Here is a 17,575-nt window from a genome sequence, read left to right as displayed (position 1 = left end):
TCACGCTCAGGGACGGCGACCGCCGAACACCGCGAACCGCCACTCCTTGAAGAAGCAGTCCACGTCGACCAGCCCGGCCTCCGCGAGCCAGCGGCACTGGTCGGCCACCGGCGCCGGCCGGTCGCGCCGCATCCGCTCCCGGGCCCCGGCGATCTCCGCGGCGTCCGAACCCAACTCGGTGATCCGGGCCGTCCAGACCTCGTCGTAGCGCCGGTCCAGGGCCGGGGTCGGCCCGGCCACCTGCTCGGCGTTGACGAAGACGCCGCCCGGCGCCAGCGCCTCGGCCGCCCGCCGGTAGAGCGCCCGCTTGCCGTCGTCGTCGAGATGGTGGATGGCCAGCGCGGAGACCACCGCGTCGTAGCGGCCGGCGGGCAGCGGGTCGGCCAGGTCGGCCAGCACCGTGCGGTGCGGCACCCCGCGGGCGGCCAGGTGGCCGGTGGCCACCGCGAGCATGCCGGGCGCCGCGTCGACCAGGGTCAGCCGGACCCCTGGGATCGCCGCCGTCAGCAGCAGGGAGAGCAGGCCGGTGCCCGCGCCCAGGTCCAGCACCTCGGGGGTACGCCCCGCGGCGAGCGCCGCCCGCAGCGGCGGCGCGGCCACCTCGACCGCCGTGCCGTAGAAGGCGTCGAAGCAGGGCACCAGCCGGCGCCGGGCCGCGTCGTAGCTCCCCGCCACCGCGTCGAACGCGTCCGCCACACTCATCGCGCCTCCCAATATCCGAGATACTCGTCCCACATTCTAGGCCGTTCCGACCGGTCCGTCACTCCCGTGCGGTGTGAGGTGCTCTTGACAGGACCGAAACAGAAGGGACCCGGAGCGGAAACCGCCCCCCGGCACGCTTCCGACATGACAGACGGTGCACGCCTGGCGACGCGACCGGGGGTACGACCCCGGGAGGCGGCCACGCACTGCCCGTACTGCGCGCTCCAGTGCGGCATGGTGCTGCGCGACACCGGGGAGCGGATCGAGGTCGGGCCCCGGGACTTCCCCACCAACCGCGGCGGCCTCTGCCAGAAGGGCTGGACCGCCGCCGACCTGCTCGACCACCCGGACCGGCTGACCACCCCCCTGCTGCGTGGCCGGCCCGGGGGCGAGCTGCGCCCGGCGAGCTGGGACGAGGCCCTCGACCGGGTGACCGCCGGGCTGCGGGCGGTCCAGGAGCGGCACGGGCGGGACGCGGTCGCGGTCTTCGGCGGCGGCGGGCTGACCAACGAGAAGGCGTACGCGCTCGGCAAGTTCGCCCGCGTGGCGCTGGGCACCCGGCACATCGACTACAACGGACGCTGGTGCATGTCCTCGGCCGCGGCGGCCGGGATGCGTGCCTTCGGCGTCGACCGGGGGCTCCCGTTCCCCCTCGCCGACCTCGGCCGGGCGGACACCCTGCTGCTGGTCGGCGCGAACCCGGCCGAGACCATGCCGCCGCTGATGCGCCACGTCGCCGACCAGCGCGAGCGGGGCGGCCGGCTGATCGTGGTCGACCCCCGGCTCACCGCCACCGCCCGCCAGGCGGACCTGCACCTGCAACCGCTGCCCGGCACCGACCTGGCGGTGGCCAACGCGCTGCTGCACATCGCGCTCACCGAGGGCTGGCTCGACCGGGCGTACGTGGCCGACCGGACCACCGGCTTCGACGAGGTCCGGCGGACCGTGGCCGGCTGCTGGCCGGCCGAGGTGGAGCGCCTCTCCGGGGTGCCGGTGGCCGACCTGGAGGCGACCGCCCGGGCCCTGGCCACCGTGGACCGCGCGGTCATCCTCACCGCCCGGGGGGCGGAGCAGCACGCCAAGGGCGTGGACACGGTCACGGCGTTCATCAACCTGGCGCTCGCCCTGGGCCTGCCCGGCCGCCCCGGCTCCGGGTACGGCTGCCTCACCGGGCAGGGCAACGGGCAGGGCGGCCGGGAGCACGGGCAGAAGGCCGACCAGCTTCCCGGCTACCGGCGGATCGATGACCCGGCGGCCCGCGAGCACGTGGCCGGGGTGTGGGGGGTCGACCCCGCGGCGCTGCCCGGAGCCGGCGTTCCGGCCTACCAGCTCCTCGACTCGCTCGGCACCGCGCACGGCCCCCGGGCGCTGCTGGTCTTCGGCTCCAACCCGGTGGTGTCCGCGCCCCGCGCGGCCCGGATCGAGTCCCGGCTACGCGACCTGGACCTGCTGGTGGTGGCCGACTTCCTGCGCTCGGAGACCGCCGACCTGGCCGACGTGGTGCTGCCCGTCGCCCAGTGGGCCGAGGAGGACGGCACGATGACCAACCTGGAGGGTCGGGTGCTGCGCCGCCGCGCGCTGCGCGAGCCGCCCCCCGGGGTCCGCTCCGACCTCGCCGTCCTCGCCGGGCTGGCGGCCCGCCTCGACGCGCCCGGCGCGTTCCCTACCGACCCGGCGGCGGTCTTCGCCGAGCTGCGCCGCGCCTCGGCCGGCGGGCCGGCCGACTACGCCGGGGTGAGCTGGGACCGGATCGACGCGGACACCGGCGTCTTCTGGCCCTGCCCGGACGAGGACGGCCCCGACACCCCGCGCCTCTTCGCCGACCGGTTCCCCACCCCCGACGGTCGGGCCCGGTTCCGCGCGGTGACCCACCGGCCGGCCGCCGAGCCGGTCTGCGCCGAGTACCCGCTGCACTTCACCACCGGCCGGGTGCTCGCCCACTACCAGTCCGGCGCGCAGACCCGGCGGGTCGCCGCGCTGCGCAGGGCCGCCCCCGGCGGCTTCGTCGAGCTGCACCCCGACCTGGCCGGCCGGCTCGGCGTGGCCGAGGGCGAGGAGGTCCGGGTGGTCTCCCGCCGGGGCGAGCTGCGCGCGCCGGCCCGGCTCAGCGCGGCGATCCGGCCGGACACCGTCTTCGCGCCGTTCCACTGGCCGGGCGCGGCGCGGGCCAACTCCGTCACCAACGACGCCGTCGACCCGGTCTCCGGGATGCCCGAGTTCAAGATCTGCGCCGTCCGGGTGGAGAAGGCATGACCGAGCGAATCGTCATCGTGGGATACGGCATGGCGGGCGCCCGCCTCGCCGCCGAACTGCACGCCCGGGACGGGGACCGCAAGGTCACCGTGCTCGGGGCGGAACCGCACCGGGCGTACAACCGGATCATGCTCTCCACCCTCCTCGCCGGGAAGATCGACGAGCCGGACGTGGAGCTGGCCGAGGTCGCCGGGCAGGGCGCGGACGTGCGCACCGGCACGGCCGTCACCGCCATCGACCGGGCCGCCCGCGAGGTACGCACCGCCGACGGCGACCGGCACGGCTACGACCACCTGGTCCTGGCCACCGGCAGCCGGGCCCTGGTGCCCCCGCTGCCCGGGCTCGACCCGCTCCCCGACCGGGTGGTCCCGTTCCGCACCCTGGACGACTGCCGGCGGATCCTCGCCGCCGCCCGGGGCGCCCGCAGCGCGCTGGTGCTCGGCGGCGGGCTGCTCGGGCTGGAGGCGGCCCGCGGGCTCGCCGCCCGGGGCCTGGCCGTGACCGTGGTGCATCCGGTCGGGCACCTGATGGAACGGCAGCTCGACCAGCCGGCCGGAGCGGTTCTCGCCGGCACCCTCGCCGGGCTCGGGGTGCGCACCCGGCTGGGCGTCACGGCGACCGGGGTGGCCGCCGACGCCGACGGCGTCCGCCTCGACCTCGGCGACGGCGACTCGCTCGCGGCCGACCTGCTGGTCCTCTCCTGCGGCGTACGGCCGGAGACCGCGCTGGCCGCCGCCGCCGGGCTGGCCGTGGAGCGGGGCGTGGTGGTGGACGACCGGATGCGCACCAGCGACCGGCGGATCTCGGCCATCGGTGACTGCGCCCAGCACGACGGGACGCTGACCGGCCTGGTCGCCCCGGCGTGGGCGCAGGCCCGGGTGGTGGCCGAGGTGCTGACCGGCGACGACCCGCTGGTGCGCTACCGGCCGCGGCCGGTGGTGACCCGGCTCAAGGCGGCCGGCATCGACCTGGCCGCCATGGGCGACGCGGCCGGCGCGCCGGACGGGGGCGGGCCGGTCGAGGAGCTGACCTTCGCCGACCCGGCCCGGGGCACGTACGCCCGGCTGCGGATCCGCGACAAGCGGCTGACCGGGGCGATCCTGCTCGGCGACAACCCGGCGGTCGGCACGGTGGTGCAGCTCTTCGACCGGGGCGCGCCGGTGCCGGTGGACCGGCGGTCGCTGCTGCTCGGGCGGGCGTTCGGCGCCGCCCCGGCCACCCCCGCCGCGTCCCCGGCGCTGATGCCGGACGCGGCCACGGTGTGCCAGTGCAACGACGTCAGCAAGGGCGCCCTGGTGGCGTGCTGGCGCGCCGGCGCCCGGACCGTCGCGGAACTGTCCGCGGCGACCCGGGCGGCCACCGGCTGCGGCGGCTGCCGCGACGCGGTGGCCGGCATCGCCGGGTGGCTCGCCGAGGTCGATCCGGTGGCGGCGCGATGAGGCATTTCAGCGGGAGCACCACTGTGGAGGTGACGGGATGAGTGGCGGCAGGTTGGTGGTCGTCGGCAACGGCATGGTCGGGCAGCGCTTCGTCGAGGCGTTGCGGGCCCGGGACCAGGAGCGACGCTGGCAGGTCACGGTGCTCGGCGAGGAGCGGCGGCCGGCGTACGACCGGGTGCGGCTCTCGGCCTTCTTCGACGGCGTGAGCGCCGAGGAACTGAACCTGCACACCCCCGACGACGGGGTGGAGCTGCGGCTGGGCGAGCCGGCGCTGGCCGTCGACCGGGCGCGGCGGGTGGTGCGGACCGCGTCCGGCGAGCACCCGTACGACGCGCTGGTGCTGGCCACCGGCTCGTCCGCGTTCGTGCCCCCGGTCGACGGCACCGGCCTGCCGGGGGTCTTCGTCTACCGGACGCTGGACGACCTGGCGGCGATCCGGGCGCACGCCGAGGGCCGGCGCACCGGGGCGGTGATCGGCGGCGGGCTGCTCGGCCTGGAGGCGGCGAACGCGCTGCGCCTGCTGGGCCTGGACACCAGCGTGGTCGAGTTCGCGCCCCGGCTGATGCCGGTGCAGGTGGACGAGGCGGGCGGGGCCATGCTCCGCCGCTACGTCGAGGAACTGGGCGTCACGACGTACCTCGGGGTGGCCACCAGCGCGCTGCGCCCCGGCCCGGACGGGACGGTCGGCGCGCTGGAACTCTCCGACGGGCGCACCGTCGAGGCGGACCTGGTCGTGGTGGCCGCCGGCATCCGGCCCCGGGACGAGCTGGCCCGGGCGGCCGGGCTGCCGCTCGGCCCGCGCGGCGGGGTGCTGGTCGACGCGGGCTGCCGGACGGCGGACGAGCGGATCTGGGCGGTCGGCGAGTGCGCCGCCGTGGACGGCACCTGCCACGGCCTGGTGGCCCCCGGCTACGCGACCGCCGAGGTGGTCGCCGACCGGTTGCTCGGCGGGGCGGCCACCTTCCCCGGCGCGGACACCGCCACCAAGCTCAAGCTGCTCGGCGTGGACGTGGCCTCGTTCGGCGACGCGCACGGCGTCACCCCCGGCTGCCTCGACGTCACCTTCACCGACCCGGCCACCCGGGCGTACGCGAAGCTGGTCCTCTCCGACGACGCGAGGACGCTGCTCGGCGGCGTGCTGGTGGGCGACGCGAGCGCCTACCCGACGCTGCGGGCGAGTGTCGGCGGGCCGCTGCCCGCTCCCCCGCTGGCGCTGCTGGCCCCGGCCGGCGGCGCGGGCGCCGGGGCCGGGGCACTGCCGGCCGCCGCGCAGGTCTGTTCCTGCAACGCGGTGACCCGGGGCGACCTGGACGCGGCGATCGCCGCTGGGGCGACCGACGTGCCGGCGTTGAAGGCGTGCACCCGGGCCGGGACGAGCTGCGGCTCCTGCGTACCGATGCTGAAGCAGCTCCTCGACGCGGCCGGGGTGCGGCAGTCCACCGCGCTCTGCGAGCACTTCGACGCCAGCCGGCAGGAGCTGTTCGACATCGTCCGGGTCCGGGGCATCCGCACCTTCTCCCGGCTCATCGCCGAGCACGGGCGCGGGCGTGGCTGCGACATCTGCAAACCGGTGGTGGCCTCGATCCTCGCCTCGCTCGGCGCCGGGCACGTGCTCGACGGCGAGCAGGCGTCCCTCCAGGACACCAACGACCACTTCCTGGCCAACCTGCAACGCGACGGCAGCTACTCCGTGGTGCCGCGGATTCCCGGTGGCGAGATCACCCCGGAGAAGCTGATCGTGATCGGCGAGGTGGCCCGGGACTTCCGGCTCTACACCAAGATCACCGGTGGGCAGCGGATCGACCTGTTCGGCGCCCGGGTCGAGCAGCTCCCGCAGATCTGGCGCCGGCTGGTGGACGCCGGCTTCGAGTCCGGCCACGCGTACGGGAAGGCGCTGCGCACGGTGAAGTCCTGCGTCGGCGAGACCTGGTGCCGGTACGGCGTGCAGGACTCGGTCGGGCTGGCCGTCGCGCTGGAATTGCGCTACCGGGGCCTGCGCGCCCCGCACAAGCTGAAGTCGGCGGTCTCCGGCTGCGCCCGGGAATGCGCCGAGGCGCGCAGCAAGGACTTCGGCGTCATCGCCACCGAGACCGGCTGGAACCTCTACGTCGGCGGCAACGGCGGCTTCCGGCCCCGGCACGCCGACCTGTTCGCCACCGACCTGTCGACGGAAGCGCTGATCCGGCTGATCGACAGGTTCCTGATGTACTACATCCGCACCGCCGACCGGTTGCAGCGCACCGCCGCCTGGATCGAGGCGATGGACGGCGGCCTCGACCACCTCCGGTCGGTGATCGTGGACGACTCGCTCGGGCTCTGCGCCGAACTCGACGCGGCCATGGCCCGGCACGTCGCCGCGTACTCCGACGAGTGGCGGGACGTGCTGGAGGACCCGGAGCGGCTGCGCCGCTTCACCTCCTTCGTCAACGCCCCCGACGTGCCCGACCCGTCCATCACCTTCGCGGTGGAACGCGGCCAACCGGTGCCCGCCCGCGGCGCCCCGCCGGGCGCCGACGGTCACCGCCCGCCGGTCGCGCTGGGCCTGCCGGAGGTACGGCGATGAAGACGCTGGACTGGACGGCGGTCTGCCCGCTGGACCGACTGGACCCGGACCGGGGCGTGGCCGCCCTGGTCGACGGGGTCCAGGTGGCCCTCTTCCGCACCGGCGGCGAGCTGTACGCGGTCGACAACCTCGACCCGGTCGGCGGCGCGCAGGTGATGTCCCGGGGGATCGTGGGCAGCCGGGCCGGCCTGCCGACGCTCGCCTCCCCGCTGCACAAGCAGGTCTACGACCTGACCACCGGGCGCTGCCTGGACCTCCCGGGCGTGGCGCTGCGGCGGCACGAGGCGCGCTGCCGGGACGGACTGGTCGAGGTGCGGTTGCGACAGGAGGGCTGATGCGGGAGGAGCTGGCCGGCTTCACCATCGGGGTCACCGCGGACCGGCGGCGCGACGAGCTGGCCGCGCTGCTCCAGCGGCGCGGCGCGCGGGTGGTGCTCGCCCCGGCGCTGCGGATCGTGCCGCTGGCCGACGACACCGACCTGCGCGAGGCCACCCGGGCCTGCCTGGAGCACCCGCCGGACGTGCTGATGGCCAACACCGGCATCGGGATGCGCGGCTGGCTGGAGGCGGCCGAGGGCTGGGGGCTGGCCGAGCCGCTGCGCGGCGTGCTGACCCGGTCGTACGTGGTGACCCGCGGCCCCAAGGCGACCGGGGCGATCCGGGCCGCCGGGCTGCGCGAACACTGGTCCCCCGCCTCCGAGAGCTGCGACGAGGTGGTCGAGCACCTGGTCCGGCGCGGGGTGGCCGGCCAGGTCATCGCGTTGCAACTGCACGGTGAGCGGCAGCCGGAGTGCACCGAGGCGCTGGAGTCGGCCGGGGCCACCGTCATCGAGGTGCCCGTCTACCGCTGGGCGCCGCCGACCGACCCGGCGCCGCTGCACCGGCTGATCGACCTGGTCGCCGGGCGGCTGGTCGACGCCGTCACGTTCACCTCCGCCCCGGCGGCCGAGGCGCTGCTGCGGGCGGCCGGTGACCGGACCGAGACGGTGCTGGCGGCCCTGCGCGGGGACGTGCTGGCCAGCTGCGTCGGGGCGGTCACCGCCGAGCCCCTGGTGCGGCGGGGGGTGCCGGTGAGCGCGCCGAACCGGGCCCGGCTCGGCGCGCTGGTCCGGACGATCGTCGACGAGCTGCCCCGCCGGACGGTGACCGTGAAGGCCGGTGGGCACCTGCTGACCCTGCGCGGCCACGCCGCGGTGGTGGACGGCGAGCTGCGCCCGCTCGCGCCGGCCCCGATGGCGGTGCTGCGGGCGCTGGCCGCCTCACCGGGGAAGGTGCTGTCCCGCACCGCCCTGCTGCGTACCCTGCCCCGGGGCGCGGACGAGCACGCGGTGGAGATGGCGGTCGCCCGCCTGCGGGTCGGGCTCGACGCCCCCCACGTGGTGCAGACCGTGGTCAAGCGCGGCTACCGGCTGCGGGTGGACTGACCCGCCGCCGGGCGGCCCGTCAGCCGACCGGGGTCGCGAAGCCGTGCTCGGCCTGGAGCCGGAGCATGGCGTGCTCGACCACGGTCACCAGCACCTGCTTGACCGACTCGCGCCGGCGGGCGTCGCACATCACCAGCGGCACGTCCGGCGAGATCGCCAGCGCCTCGCGGACCTCCTCCAGCTCGTAGTGCGGCGCGTCGTCGAACCGGTTCAGCGCCACCACGTACGGCAGGTTGCGGTTCTCGAAGTAGTCCAGCGGCGCGAAGGCGTCGGTGATCCGGCGGGTGTCCACCAGCACGGCCGCGCCCACCGCTCCCCGGATGATCTCGTCCCACATGAACCAGAAGCGGGTCTGGCCCGGCGTGCCGAAGAGATAGAGGATCAGGTCCTCGGCCATGGTGATCCGGCCGAAGTCCATGGCGACCGTGGTGGTCTCCTTGCCCGGCACCTTCGACGGGTCGTCGATGCCGACGCCCGCGGCGGTCATCAGCGCCTCGGTGGTCAGCGGCTGGATCTCGGAGATCGCGCCCACCAGGGTGGTCTTGCCCACCCCGAAGCCGCCCGCGATGACGATCTTCGCGGAGATGATCTCCCGGCTGCGGCTCGCCCCGGCGGGGTCATAGTTCGCGAAGTCCACTTAGCACCCTTCCAAGCAGGTTCATCCGCGCCGCGAACCCCGTCGCGGGAGCGGCAGTGTGTAGCGTCAGCAGGCCCTCGGCCACCAGGTCGGCGACCAGCACCCGGGTGACGCCCAGCGGCATCCGGGTGTACGCGGCGATCTCCGCCAGCGACTGTGCCCGGCCCTCGCAGACCGAGGCGATGCGGTACTTGTCGTGGCCGGCGAACCGCGCCTCGGCCGACTGGGTGGGCGTGCACGACAGCACCGCCTCGAGCGCGATGTTCTGCAACGGCTCGGTGCGGCCACGGGTGACCGCGTACGGCCGCACCAGCGCGCCACGCGGATCTCGTCGTGGTTCCATCTCGCGATCACCTCCCCTCGTACGGAGCCGGACGGGCTCCGGATCACCAGGTCACCGGGCGGCCGGTCAGGGCCGGACGGCGTCCCTCGGCAGCGGGACCAGCGCCTGGCCGACCCGTTCCACCAGCAGTGCCATCTCGTAGCCCACCTGGCCGACGTCGCAGCTCCGCGCGGCCAGCACGGCCATCGAGGAGCCGTCGCTGATGGACATGAGGAAGAGGTATCCACTGTCCATCTCGATGACGGTCTGGAGCACTCCGCCGGCGCTGAACATGCGGGCGGCGCCCTCGGTCAGGCTCACCACGCCGGAGGTGATCGCGGCGAGCTGGTCGGCCCGATCCCCCGGCAGGTCGCGGGAGGAGGCGAGCAGCAGCCCGTCCGCGGACACCGCCACCACGTGGGCGATGCCCGCCACGCTGTCGGCGAAGTTGGTGAGCAGCCAACCCATGTCCTGCATGGCCGCTGGCCTGTTCATCGGTTCGTCTCCTTGGTCGAGGTGCTGTTCAGGTCCGCGCCGGCCGTCCGGCCCCGCTGCACACCGCGGTGGTAGGCCGACAGCAGACCGCGTACTTCGTCCGGGGTGCGCCGGGCGCTGGCCCGGCTGCCCTTCGGCTCGATGCCGCCGGGCACGAGCTGGGCCTGCGGCACCCGCTTGGGCAGGCCGGAACGGGTGGTGCCGCCGTTGGCGGGTTCCGCGGCCCGGCTGGCCCGCGACCACCCCTCGTCGGCCGCCGTCCGCCAGGCCGACGGGTCGACCGGCGGCGGCGTCGGTGCCGGCGCGGGGACGGCCGCGGCGGGCGGCGACGGGACCGCCGGCGGGACGTAGGGCGGTGGTGTGGTCAGCCCCGCCGCCTGGACGCCCGGGGTGCGGGTCGGCAGCGGCGGCGGCAGCGGCGACGCGCCGGCGGGCTGCGCGGTCGCGGCGGGCTGCGCCGGTGCCGGCGGCGGCTCGTCGTCGAACCGGGGGCGGGTGAAGATCGTGGTCTCGTCCTCGCCGTGCGAGCGGAACCAGACCGCCTCCATCTCCCGGAAGATCGGCGCCTCGGCCGCGCGGGCGACCACCGGGGCCGCCGGGGCGGGCTCGACCGCCGGGGCCGCGGCGGCCGGCTGGTAGGCCGGCGGGGCCGGGGTGGTGGTCGCCGCCGCCTCCCCGCCGGGCGTCCGCTTGGGCAGCGCGGGGCGCGCCGCGGTCGACCCGCCCGTGGACCAGCCGGCGCCGGAGACCGGTGCCGGGGCGGCGGGGGCCGGCGGCGCGGCGGGGGCCGGGACGGTGGGCAGCGCGCCGGTCACGCCGCCGAACTGCACGGCCGGCGCGGTGTCCCGCGCCTCGGCCGGCGCCTGCCAGCGGGCGGGGGGCGGGGTGGCCGTGCTGCGCCACTGGTCGGCCAGGGTGGCCGTGCCGGCCCGACCGGCGCCGGCCAGCGCGTCGGGGGCGCCCACCTGGCTGAGCGGGGACTGCTCGACGGCGAGCGGCTGGCGCGGGCGGGTCAGCGGGGCCTGGCCCCGGTTCGCCGGCAGCACCACGGTGGGGTTCGGCAGGGTGACCTGCGCGACCGTGCCGCCCTCCACGTTGCGGCGCAGCTCGACCCGGATCCCGTAGCGGGAGGCGAGCCGGCTCACCACGGCCAGACCCATCAGCCGGAACGCGGCCACGTCGACCGTGGGCGGGGCGGCCAGCCGGCGGTTGAGCGAGTCGAGCTGCTCGTCGCTGAGGCCGAGGCCGCGGTCCTCGACCTGGATCAGCACGTAGTCACGGATCCGGCGGCCGTCGGCGACCACGATGGTGTTCGGCGGCGAGAACCGGGTGGCGTTGTCGAGCAGCTCGGCGACCAGGCGGACCACGTCGTTGACCGCGTGCGCGGCGACCGAGATGTCGGTGTCGACGGTGCCGAACTCGATCCGGTTGTAGAGCTCCACCTCGGACTGGGCGGCGCGCAGCACGTCGACCAGCAGCGCGTCGTCGCGGCGCGGCACGGCCGAGTCGGCCCCGGCCAGCACCAGCAGGTTCTCGTCGTTGCGGCGCATCCGGGTGGCCAGGTGGTCCAGCTCGAAGAGCTGGGCCAGCCGCTTCGGGTCCTCCTCGCCGCGCTCGATCGCGTCCAGCTCGCCGATCATCCGGTCGACCAGGCTCTGCGAGCGGCGGGCCAGGTTGAGGAACATCGCCGAGACGCTGGTCCGCAGCGCGGCCTGCTCGGCCGCCACCCGGACCGCCTCCCGGTGGACCACGTTGAAGGCGGCGGCCACCTGGCCGACCTCGTCGCGGTTGGTCAGCTTGATCGGGTCCCGGACCTGCTGGACGATCTCGTCCACGCCGCCGTCGCCGATGTCGTTGACGGTCTGCAGCCGGCTCACCGCGTCGGGAAGGTCGTGGTTCGCCACGGCCAGCGCGCCCTCGCGCAGCCGGCGCAGCGAGTCGTTGAGCGAGCGGGCCAGCACCACGGCCAGCGTCACGGCGATGGCCAGGGTGAGCAGCACCAGCAGGCTCTCCACGATCGCCTGCCGGATGACGTCGGTACGCACCGCGTCGGCGTCGGCGAGCAACTGGTCCTGGAGCTGGATCTCGGCCCACCGCATCAGGTCGCCGACCGAGCCGATGGCCGCGGCGGCCTCGTCCCGGGTGACCAGCGGGACCTGCCCGACCGAGCGGGAGACGTCGTTGGCCGTCCGGTCGGCGAGCTCCACGGCGTCACCGGAGACGGTGCGGTCCACCAGGGCCCGCTGGGCCGGCTCGGCGGCCCGGGAGAAGGAGAGCAGGGCCTCCTGCTGGCCGGTCAGCGTGGCGATGAAGGAGGAGAACTGCTCCTCGTCCATCCGACCGCTGGAAAGCGCGGTGTAGGCGACCGCCTCCTCATCGGCGACCTCGGCCTTGGCGTGGGCGAAGGCGGCCACCGCGCGGCGGGCGTCGGCGAGGCCCTCCGCGCCGGGCTGCTGGGCCAGCGTGTCGCCGTACGCGACGAGGTCGTCGAGGATGATCCCGTAGCGCAGGCTCGCCTCGGAGACCGGCATCTGCTGCCGGTCCAGCACCTCCTGGCGGGTGCCGTTGAGGGTGCCCAGGTGCTCGTCGATCACCTTGAGCCGGTCGCGCACCGAGCTCGGCACCTCGCCGAGCCTCCCCTGCTCGTCCCGGTACGCCGTGATCCGCTCGTCGGTGCGGCGTACCCGCAGGTTGTAGTCGTCCGGCTTCTGGTTCGGCGCGGCCAGGAAGGCGGCCGCCGCCATCCGCTCCTTGTGCAGGTCCTGCGTGAGTGCCGAGACGTCGATCGACAGCGCGGTCAGCGACCGGATTCGATTGGCCTCGTACGCGCCCTCGCCGACCGAGACGAGTCGGATAGTTGCCAGTGCGATGACGGCCGCCACCGGAACGACCAGGATGAGGGCGAGCTTGGAGCGGATCCGCGCGTCACGCAGCCGAGGCAGGCGCCGTCGCCGGTTCCGCTGATCGGCGGCGGGGCTCTCGGGCAGGGTCGTAGGTCCGGTGCTCACGACATCGCCTCCGTCGTTTCTTCCACGCTTGACCCGCCGACCCGTGCCTGGTGCAGCGGCCAGCGCCACGCGCGGCACGGCCGCGATTTCATCAGACGTGATCCTGTTTGGGAAGCGGCGATGAGGCAGGAAACGGTCGGGCCCGACTCAACCCGTGACCCGATCACCTAATACCTTCTTTTCTCCAGCCCCCTGAACAGGGCATGTAACTCCAGAGTGGTCAGTCGTATCTGTGCAGTAATTGTCGGTTAACGTTCCGTGTCCCCAACATGTGGGACGCGCGTCCCGAAACGACTGCCGACATCCCCGCTTGACCACAGGGCCCGGCATTGGCAAGGTTTTGCAGGCTTCGCGCACACCGTACGGCACCCCAATCCCGTTCCTCCAGTGAGGACGGACGAGCGCGGCGGTGATCGGGCGCTGGCCTGTGCCGCACCTGGAGGACTGAGTTGAGCCCCATCCGCTCCGCGAGCGCCGCGATGCTCGCATCGGCCGTGCTGGCCACCACGCTCACCGGCTGCGAAATCGGCGGGGAGCCGCAAAACACCAGCCCGATCGTGATCGCCGCGGACCTCGAACTTTCCGGCGCCTCCGCGCCGATCGGCAAGGTGTACCAACGGGCCCTGGAACTGAAGGTCCAGCAGTTGAACTCCTCCGGCGCGCTGGGTGGCCGGAAGATCGAACTCAGGGTGAAGGACAACCGCTCCGACGCCGCGGAATCGTTGCGGAACATCAACGATTTCAGCAGTGACTCGCGGGTAACCGCCATCATCATGGGCGGCTGCAACGAATGTGCGGTCGGCGCCGTCCGCACGATCGGCGAGAAGGGTATTCCCACCGTCGCGCTCGCCTCCTCCGGCGAGGTCACGGAACCGGTCGCCGACCGCCGCTTTGTCTTCAAGCTGGCCCCCAATGCGGCCGACAGCGCCGCCGCCCTCACCACCGAGTTGACCCGCCGCAACATCCGCAAGGTGGCCGTGCTGCACAGCGCCGACAAGTACGGCCAGGAGGGGCTGGCCGCGTTGAACAGCGAGTTCACCAAGGCCGGCATCCGGCTCACCCGCGCCGAGTCCGTGCGGACCACCGACACGGAGGTCAGCACCCAGATCGGCGACCTGATCGCCAAGAAGCCCGAGGCGCTGGTCGTCTGGACCCCGCCGGAGCAGGCGTCGCTGGCCGCGACCACGGCCCGGCAGAGCCGCTTCACCGGCGCTCTCTTCTTCGACGCCTCGGCGGCCGGCGACCTCTTCCTGGGCGCGTCGGCCCGGTCCACCGAGCGGGCCACGCTGATCTTCACCCAGACCATGGTGATCGACGACGTCATCGCCACCACCCCGGCCAAGGCCGCCCGGCGGCAGTGGTTCCAGGAGTACACCGCCCGGTTCGGCGGCTACAACGGCTACTCCTCGTTCGCCGCGGACGCCGTCCAGCTCATCGCCGACGCCGAACTGCGGGCCGGCGGGGAGCCCGGCGAGGTCGACCGCGACGCGCTGCGCGACGTGCTGGAGACCTCGCAGCTCGACGGCCTCTCGGGGCCGATCCGGATGACCCCGGACAACCACTCCGGCCTGATGCCGCAGGCGCTCACCACGCTCGTCGCCCGCGGCGGCCGCTGGCGGCTGGCCGGCTAGTCGTGCCGGGTCCCGGCAGGAAGCGGATCGCTTCCTGCCGGGAGCGGCCGCTCAGCGGGCCGAGGTGGTGGCGCGCACCCAGGGCAGGGCGAGGCGCTCGACCACGCTGAGCGCCGAGTAGAGCAGGATGCTCATCACCGCCACCAGCACGATCGCCGCCCACGCCGTCGCGGTGTCGCCGGCGCCGTTGTACTGGAGGATCTGGTAGCCCAGCCCCGGCCGGTCCGAGTAGAACTCCCCGATCACCCCGCCGATCGCGGCCAGCGGCATGGCCACCTTCAACCCGACGAAGATCTGCGGCAGCGCGGCCGGGAAGCGGACCTTCCGGAACGCCTGCCACCAGGACGCGTTCAATGAGCGGCCCAGCTCGGCCAGGTCCGCGGGAGTGGTGGTCAACCCGGTCGCCGTGGAAAGCACGATCGGGAAGAAGCAGAGCAGGAACACCATGGTCAGGATGGGCTTCTGCCCCCAGCCCACCGAGATCACCAGCAGCGGGCCGAACGCGATCTTCGGCACCGCGTTGACCGCCACGAGCAGCGGGGCGAACATCCGCTCCACCCGGCTGGACGCGGCCAGCGCCATGCCGATCAGCACCCCGGCGAGCGACGAGAGCAGGAAGCCGAGCAGGGTCATCCAGGTGGTGATGCCCAGTGCCGGCAGCAGCACGTCGGTGGTGCCGACCAGCGAACGCCACACCGCCTGCGGCGGGGGCAGCGCGGCCGGGTGGACCAGGTGCAGCCCCGACGTGACCAGCCACCAGGCGGCCACCGCGATGACCAGCCCGAGCGCCGGCAGGCCCACCGCCGCCGGGCGTACGACGAGCCGGCGCGGCGCGGTGGCGGGCTCCACCTGCTCCCCCGGCGCGGGCGCCCCGGTGCGGGTCCCGGTCAACTGCGTCAACGTGTCCTCCTCTCTGCGCCGGCCTACGACCGGCACGCGAAGGGGGTGCGCCCCGCCGGGTGTCCCGGCGGGCCGCACCCCCGTTGCCCGAGCCGACCGGTCAGGCCTTCGGCGCGAGGTTGAAGTCGATGATCTGGTCGGGGGTGAGGTTCTGCTTGAGCGCGCCCGCCCCCTGGAGCAGGGCGATGGTCTTGGCGACCCGTTCGTTGTCCACGGTGCCGATGGCGGTGCCGGAGTTGCTGGAACGGACGTACGCGGCCATCAGCTGGAGCTCGGCGGCGGCTGCCGCCGGGTTGGCGGCGGGCACGTTCTTCTTCAGGATCTCGCCCGCCTCGTCCGGGTGGGCCAGCGAGTAATCCAGGCCCTTGAGCAGCGCCGTGGTGAAGCGCTTGACCATCTCCGGCTTCTCCTTGGCGATCTTGCTGGACGTGACCAGCACGTTGCCGTAGAGGTCCTGCATCACGTTGCTGTAGGGCAGCACGACCGGCGTCTTCTTGGTCACCGTCTGGATGGTGGGCTGGCCGACCACGAACTGGCCGATACCGTCGACCGCGCCCGAGCCGAGCAACCCGATCAGGCCCTGCGCGTCACCGTTGACCCAGGTCACCTTGCTGGCGTCGATGCCGGCCAGCTTGGCGTACGTCGGGAAGAGCATGCGCACGACGGAGGTGGGGGTGTCGGCGAGCTTCTTGCCCTCAAGGTCCTTCGGGGTGGCGATGTTCTTGCCCTCGACCGTGGCGATGGCGGCCATGGTGCGCTGCTGGATCGCCGCCACGGCGACGAAGTCCTTGGCCTGACCGTTGGCGAGGAGGAGGATGGCGCCGGTCAGGTCGACCGGGGCGAAGTCCGCCTGCCCACCGGCGACCTGGACCACCCCACCGGTGCCCTGGCCGGGCTTGATGTCGACGTCGAAGCCGGCCTCCTTGAAGAAGCCCTTCTCCTTCGCCACCCAGGCGTAGGAGTCACGGCCGAAGTTGCCGAACGAGGTGAGGTAGGTCACCTTCTCCAGCGCCGCACCGTTGCCGCTCTTGGCATCCTCCGACTTGTCCGAGTCGCTGCTGCAGCCGCCGACGAGGGCGAGGGCGGTGGCCAGTGCCGCGGCGGCGACCGTACGGGTCAGCCTTCTCATCAGTGCACCATGTCCTTTCCGACCAGGACATGTTCGCCCGGTCGGGTCGTGGGTCCGACGGTGTCGGCGGGAGGGGCGGCCGACGGGATCGTCGTGAGGGGACTCTTCGCGCGCAACAGCGTACGAGAAGGCCGATGACGCCCGGCAGACGTGCGCGTTGCGGAACGGAAACGAAGTTGCCTGACGGAAAGGAGACTGCCGTCCACCCCGGACGGTGCTATAGGGACCACTTGCCGCTACGCTGGCCCGGCTCGCGTTCGCGACGTTGGAAGGGAGGCAGCGGGAGATGATCCGCCTTTCCGGGGTGTCCCGCACCTTCGACGGCCGCTCCGGCCGGGTCGAGGCGCTGCGCGGCATCGACCTCGACGTCGCGGAGGGCGAGTTCGTCGCCGTCCTCGGCCGCTCCGGGTGCGGCAAGTCCACGCTGCTCCGCATGATCGCCGGCCTGCTCCCGGTGACCGAGGGCGAGATCACCGTGGCCGGCACGCCGATCACGAAGCCCCGCCGGGACATCGCCATGCTGTTCCAGCGGCCGGCGCTGCTGCCCTGGCGCACGGTGCTGGACAACGTCCTGCTGCCCGTGGAGATCTTCGGCTGGAGCCGGGCGAAGCACCGCGACCGGGCCCGCGGCCTGCTGGAGATGGCCGGGCTGGCCGGCTTCGAGAAGCGCCTCCCCCACGAGCTCTCCGGCGGCATGCAGCAGCGGGTCTCGCTCTGCCGGTCGCTGATCGGCGAGCCCCGGGTGATGCTCATGGACGAACCCTTCTCCGCGCTCGACGCTCTCACCCGGGAGGAACTCTCCGGCGAACTCCAGCGGGTGCACATGGAGACGAAGGCGACCATCGTCTTCGTCACCCACTCGATCGACGAGGCGGTGCTGCTCGCCGACCGGGTGGTCGTGCTCAGCCCGCGCCCCGGCCGGATCCGTGAGGTGGTCGAGGTCGCCGTGCCGCGGCCCCGCACCCTGGGCCGCCACGCGCACCTGGCCGAGGTGGCCCGGATCAGCGCCGAACTGCACGAACTACTCATGGAGCGCGACGCCACCGGCGGCGTCGTCGCGGGAGGACTCTGAC

Annotated in this window: 14 protein-coding genes; 7 read left to right on the top strand and 7 right to left on the bottom strand. The window is 74.2% G+C overall.

Going from position 1 to position 17,575, the window contains the following annotated elements:
* Positions 1-6: 6 nt before the first annotated feature.
* The gene (locus AB0F68_RS17275; protein WP_357338871.1) at positions 7-702 is read right to left on the bottom strand and encodes a class I SAM-dependent methyltransferase; all 696 of its coding nucleotides are present in this window, start codon (positions 700-702) and stop codon (positions 7-9) included.
* Between the two features lie 234 nt (positions 703-936).
* Between AB0F68_RS17275 and AB0F68_RS17270 the strand changes: the two genes are divergently transcribed.
* The 5 genes from AB0F68_RS17270 to AB0F68_RS17250 are packed head-to-tail and all read left to right on the top strand — an operon-like array spanning position 937 to position 8,380.
* Positions 937-2,955 carry a molybdopterin oxidoreductase family protein gene (locus tag AB0F68_RS17270; protein ID WP_357338986.1) on the top strand — a complete coding sequence of 673 codons (2,019 nt, stop codon included), beginning with the start codon at positions 937-939 and terminating at the stop codon, positions 2,953-2,955.
* Positions 2,952-4,394, top strand: coding sequence for an FAD-dependent oxidoreductase (locus AB0F68_RS17265; protein WP_357338869.1), 1,443 nt, complete (start codon positions 2,952-2,954; stop codon positions 4,392-4,394). The genes AB0F68_RS17270 and AB0F68_RS17265 overlap by 4 nt, the downstream gene beginning before the upstream one ends.
* Before the next feature lie 37 nt (positions 4,395-4,431).
* Positions 4,432-6,957, top strand: coding sequence for a nitrite reductase large subunit NirB (gene nirB / locus AB0F68_RS17260; protein ID WP_357338867.1), 2,526 nt, complete (start codon positions 4,432-4,434; stop codon positions 6,955-6,957).
* Complete coding sequence (nirD, locus tag AB0F68_RS17255) at positions 6,954-7,292, top strand: nitrite reductase small subunit NirD (RefSeq protein WP_357338865.1); 339 nt, start codon at positions 6,954-6,956, stop codon at positions 7,290-7,292. Before nirB ends, nirD begins: the two co-directional genes overlap by 4 nt.
* On the top strand, positions 7,292-8,380 hold the full coding sequence (locus AB0F68_RS17250; protein ID WP_357338862.1) for a uroporphyrinogen-III synthase: 1,089 nt from the start codon (positions 7,292-7,294) through the stop codon (positions 8,378-8,380). The genes nirD and AB0F68_RS17250 overlap by 1 nt, the downstream gene beginning before the upstream one ends.
* Positions 8,381-8,399: 19 nt before the next feature.
* Here AB0F68_RS17250 and AB0F68_RS17245 read toward each other — a convergent pair whose 3' ends face one another.
* From AB0F68_RS17245 to AB0F68_RS17230, 4 genes are all read right to left on the bottom strand, one after another.
* Entirely contained in the window at positions 8,400-9,017 is a 618-nt protein-coding gene (locus tag AB0F68_RS17245) for an ATP/GTP-binding protein (protein WP_091318041.1), read from the bottom strand.
* Complete coding sequence (locus tag AB0F68_RS17240) at positions 8,998-9,360, bottom strand: DUF742 domain-containing protein (RefSeq protein WP_091318039.1); 363 nt, start codon at positions 9,358-9,360, stop codon at positions 8,998-9,000. The genes AB0F68_RS17245 and AB0F68_RS17240 overlap by 20 nt, the downstream gene beginning before the upstream one ends.
* Positions 9,361-9,426: 66 nt before the next feature.
* Positions 9,427-9,834, bottom strand: a complete 408-nt coding sequence (locus AB0F68_RS17235) for a roadblock/LC7 domain-containing protein (protein ID WP_091262735.1) — start codon at positions 9,832-9,834, stop codon at positions 9,427-9,429.
* Positions 9,831-12,842, bottom strand: a complete 3,012-nt coding sequence (locus tag AB0F68_RS17230; RefSeq protein ID WP_357338838.1) for a sensor histidine kinase — start codon at positions 12,840-12,842, stop codon at positions 9,831-9,833. The genes AB0F68_RS17235 and AB0F68_RS17230 overlap by 4 nt, the downstream gene beginning before the upstream one ends.
* Positions 12,843-13,291: 449 nt before the next feature.
* Here AB0F68_RS17230 and AB0F68_RS17225 point away from each other — a divergent pair, with 449 nt between their 5' ends.
* Entirely contained in the window at positions 13,292-14,473 is a 1,182-nt protein-coding gene (locus tag AB0F68_RS17225) for an ABC transporter substrate-binding protein (RefSeq protein WP_357338835.1), read from the top strand.
* Between the two features lie 51 nt (positions 14,474-14,524).
* Here AB0F68_RS17225 and AB0F68_RS17220 read toward each other — a convergent pair whose 3' ends face one another.
* Positions 14,525-15,322: an ABC transporter permease gene (locus AB0F68_RS17220; protein ID WP_357338984.1), complete on the bottom strand. Its 798-nt coding sequence runs from the start codon at positions 15,320-15,322 to the stop codon at positions 14,525-14,527.
* Positions 15,323-15,473: 151 nt separating this feature from the next.
* Entirely contained in the window at positions 15,474-16,502 is a 1,029-nt protein-coding gene (locus AB0F68_RS17215) for an ABC transporter substrate-binding protein (RefSeq protein ID WP_357338833.1), read from the bottom strand.
* A 286-nt stretch (positions 16,503-16,788) separates the two neighbouring features.
* Here AB0F68_RS17215 and AB0F68_RS17210 point away from each other — a divergent pair, with 286 nt between their 5' ends.
* Complete coding sequence (locus tag AB0F68_RS17210; protein WP_357338831.1) at positions 16,789-17,574, top strand: ABC transporter ATP-binding protein; 786 nt, start codon at positions 16,789-16,791, stop codon at positions 17,572-17,574.
* Position 17,575 lies beyond the last annotated feature (1 nt).

It is taken from the genome of Micromonospora sp. NPDC023966, from assembly GCF_040639095.1.
Taxonomy (GTDB): domain Bacteria; phylum Actinomycetota; class Actinomycetes; order Mycobacteriales; family Micromonosporaceae; genus Micromonospora.
The sequence above is the reverse complement of the archived record's forward strand: the minus strand, read 5'-3'. Positions and strand labels throughout refer to the sequence as shown.

What these genes read in the sequence shown, in the direction of transcription:
- AB0F68_RS17270 (WP_357338986.1), top strand. Translation starts at nt 937, where the DNA reads ATGGTGCTGCGCGACACCGGGGAGCGGATCGAGGTCGGGCCCCGGGAC.
- AB0F68_RS17265 (WP_357338869.1), top strand. Translation starts at nt 2,952, where the DNA reads ATGACCGAGCGAATCGTCATCGTGGGATACGGCATGGCGGGCGCCCGC.
- AB0F68_RS17215 (WP_357338833.1), bottom strand. Translation starts at nt 16,502, where the DNA reads ATGAGAAGGCTGACCCGTACGGTCGCCGCCGCGGCACTGGCCACCGCC.
- nirB (WP_357338867.1), top strand. Translation starts at nt 4,432, where the DNA reads ATGAGTGGCGGCAGGTTGGTGGTCGTCGGCAACGGCATGGTCGGGCAG.
- AB0F68_RS17240 (WP_091318039.1), bottom strand. Translation starts at nt 9,360, where the DNA reads ATGGAACCACGACGAGATCCGCGTGGCGCGCTGGTGCGGCCGTACGCG.
- nirD (WP_357338865.1), top strand. Translation starts at nt 6,954, where the DNA reads ATGAAGACGCTGGACTGGACGGCGGTCTGCCCGCTGGACCGACTGGAC.
- AB0F68_RS17275 (WP_357338871.1), bottom strand. Translation starts at nt 702, where the DNA reads ATGAGTGTGGCGGACGCGTTCGACGCGGTGGCGGGGAGCTACGACGCG.
- AB0F68_RS17250 (WP_357338862.1), top strand. Translation starts at nt 7,292, where the DNA reads ATGCGGGAGGAGCTGGCCGGCTTCACCATCGGGGTCACCGCGGACCGG.
- AB0F68_RS17210 (WP_357338831.1), top strand. Translation starts at nt 16,789, where the DNA reads ATGATCCGCCTTTCCGGGGTGTCCCGCACCTTCGACGGCCGCTCCGGC.
- AB0F68_RS17235 (WP_091262735.1), bottom strand. Translation starts at nt 9,834, where the DNA reads ATGAACAGGCCAGCGGCCATGCAGGACATGGGTTGGCTGCTCACCAAC.